The following is a 3,092-nucleotide window of genomic DNA, read 5'->3' on the forward strand; positions in this document are numbered from 1 at the left end:
TGCGATTCGTGGCGTCAAACCGTGGTCGGTTTCATCCATTGGTGCCAGTTATCGATGCATTTGGCCGCGAAGGCAGGATTTGGTCAGCATAGCGGTCAACCGGGAAGCGAAACACACCCCGCAAGTTGATGCTCTCCAGCCTGGTGGGCGCAATCTTCCCGATCAGTTCCGGTGGAATGACCTGGCGGCGGTTCGACCAGCGATCCAGGACCGCCTGCATCTGTGAGGTATTCCACGCCATCACGATGTTGGCCATCAGGCTCAACGCATCGGCCACAGCCTGCATTTCATCGACACGTTTGGCCTGCGCCGGGCTGATCCGGCCGGTATAAATGGCGCGCTTGAGGGCGTTAACAGCCTCGCCCCGATTGAGCACCCGGCGCAACTCGTTCCTGAAAGCGTCCTTGACAAAGTAGTCAGCCAAAAACGCCGTACGCAGCAACCGCCCCAATTGCACGCCAGCCTCATAGATTGGATCGCCCTGGGCGGCAGAACCGAACCGCGCAAGAGCTGCCACCGCACTGGCATGTCCGCTCATGACCGAGGCTGCCAGGTGCACCAGACTATCCCAATGCTTTTCGATCAAAGCGACGTCGACATTGGCTTCGCACACCGCAGCGATTTCTGCGGGCACTTTGGTGCCGCGTGGCACAAAGAGGTGGCGCTGTTTGAGTTCCTTCAACCGCGGGCAAAGATCAAAACCAAGCAAACGGGCATGTGACATGGCAAAGTCGGTGTAGCCATGGGTATCCACAGCAAGCTGGCTGGTCTCCAGCTTTTCTTGGCGGATGACACCTTCAATGGCCACGCCCGCCTGGCGCTCATTGAGCACAAAGGGCTGCGCATGGAAGATGCCCCACCGGTCTTTTACATGGGAGTAGATTCCAATGGAAGGTGTGTTGCGCCGAGGATCAAGCCGGGCTTGCCACACCCGTTTGGTGGTCTCCATGCTCATCATGTCAGAAGATGCCAAATCGGACCGCCCCCAGGTGGCGGCAATCGGGTGTCGCTGCATGAATTCCAGCACAGCCTGGCAGGCCTGGCTCAGACGCCGTTCGTCCCGCGCCCAGCGCATGGCCTGGCGAATGCTGGTGGCAGACAATTGCGGAATCATGCGCGCGCATTCGACCGCAGTCAGACTGGTGCCGTGGGCCATGATGCCGGCATAGACCATCAGCAGCTCGTCGGTAGAGCGCGGCTCACGTCCGAGCATGATCCAGCTAAAGCGCACCTGGGCGTCAACGGCCAGAATCACTTCCGGCAATTGAACCTCACCGATGCGGTGATCCAAAGCCGCGCGCAGCTTGGTCACTTCTGGGTCTTCGTCCTCTGCGGGCAATGGCGACAAATGGAGTTCATCATCCACGCGCAGTACGCCACTGCGGGCTGCAGCGGCCACCGCATCGACACCGGCAGTTACTCTGGCCAGCAAAGGCTTCAAGAAAGTGGCAGCCTTGCTGGGTAACGATAGACGGGCATAGTGTTTCTTGGACTCTGCCTGCCAACGCTCGTCCGTGAAGAACAAGCGCGCACGACCCCGAAAGCTCAGGCTGTGCTCAATCCAGACCGAGCCATTGCGCACCGCGCGGCGCAGGGCAAACAGGGTGGCCACCTCCAACGCCTGAAACGCCCGTTCCCGGTCTGGGCTGGAGATCGAAACCTGCCAGATCATTCCCAGACTTGGTGCCACCACTTCAACTGGCAGCTTTCTGGATCCTTTGAGATATAAAGCTTGCAGCTTGGCAAGGTACTCGATGGCAGGATGCTCGCCGGTGGCCTGCCAGGGCAGCTTTGCAATGGCGACGAGCAACGACCGCACGGGGCGAATTCCATCAATCAATCCCTCGCGGACCAGGGAGGCCCTGCTCGGTGGTTTGCGTTTCTGGGTTTCGGTGATCAAGGCTTCAAGACGGGCACGCAACTCAGCATCTGGCACCGCACCTTGCGCGCTCAAGGCAACAAGTTCGCCGAGCAGCGTTTTGTACATTGCGGCCCAATTGACGGTAGCGGGGACATCGGCGGCAGCCTGACGCCACAGATCGGCGATCCGGCGCTGCACCATAAGGATCAACTGGTCTGTGGTGGTGAACAGGCAATACCGAAGAAAGCATGCGACCTCCACGGTGCGCGCTGGCTCTTTGATCTTGGCTCCGGCTGAGGGCGGCCTGGAGACAAGTCGGCGCGCGTAGCGGCGCAAGATGAGATCGGGGATGTCTGCCAGGTGCTTATGAACGTCCAGCGTGTAAAGCAGGTCGATGCGCTCCAGTACCTCGCTGATTTGGCGGGTTGAGTGTTTCGCCGGTGCAGCCCATAGCCAACTCTGCTGGGTTTGTCCATCTGGGCGCAGCTCTGAAACTGAGGCTCGCCAGCGATCAAGTGTTGCTGGATCAACGCTGGCGGCGATGGCGGTGCCTGTTTCAACTTCAAGCTGGGCAAGTGCCGCCGCAATCAGTGTCCGAATTGCCCGCTCGTGCACGATCACCAGCTTGTTCTTGTACAGCCATTGACGCGCCCGCACGAGTAGCTGATCGCGGTCGGCGCAGCGCGCCACTTCGTCGCGCAGTTCACGTACCAGTGAGCGGCGCTGGTGCTCGCTCATCCACTGGAATCCAAGGACCGTGCAGGCTACTTGTTGGTGATCGAATAGCGTGCGCCCGCGTTCATACATGGCTCTCAGCGAGGCGACTTCTGGTGCTGCAATGCCAAGCTCGTTGCCAAGGTGGCGCCACAAGGCTACTGGAATTACCCGAAAGGCACCGAGCAAACGCCCACTCATGCGCAGGAAACCAATATGGAGCGCCAGACCAAGCTTGTGGGAATCACCTCGGCGTGCATTGATTGCGTCGCGCTCGGCACCATCGAAGGTGAAAAATGCCTTCATCTCGAAGTCGCTGATATCGCGGGGGAGCCCACGCATCCCCAAAAACGTTGTGTGCCAACCCTGCATCGTGAACCTCAAAAGTGGGAGGCCACCATACCCGTTTACAAAGCGAACAGGAAAGTCAATGAAATCAACGGTCTACCCAGACCACCCCCGCGCCAGTGCTAGCTTTGCGTACCGTCACTTATTGCACTGAAAACGAGGAGACCCC

The 3,092-nt window shown here is 59.3% G+C and carries 1 protein-coding gene; it reads right to left on the reverse strand.

Annotation, left to right across the window (positions count from 1 at the left end; all coding sequences use genetic code 11):
• Nucleotides 1-31 precede the first annotated feature (31 nt).
• Entirely contained in the window at nucleotides 32-2,947 is a 2,916-nt protein-coding gene (locus tag ACFQND_RS12420) for a Tn3-like element IS1071 family transposase (RefSeq protein WP_003049965.1), read from the reverse strand.
• Between the last annotated feature and the right edge of the window lie 145 nt (nucleotides 2,948-3,092).

Source organism: Polaromonas aquatica, assembly GCF_042659145.1.
In the GTDB taxonomy this organism is placed as follows: domain Bacteria; phylum Pseudomonadota; class Gammaproteobacteria; order Burkholderiales; family Burkholderiaceae_C; genus Polaromonas; species Polaromonas aquatica.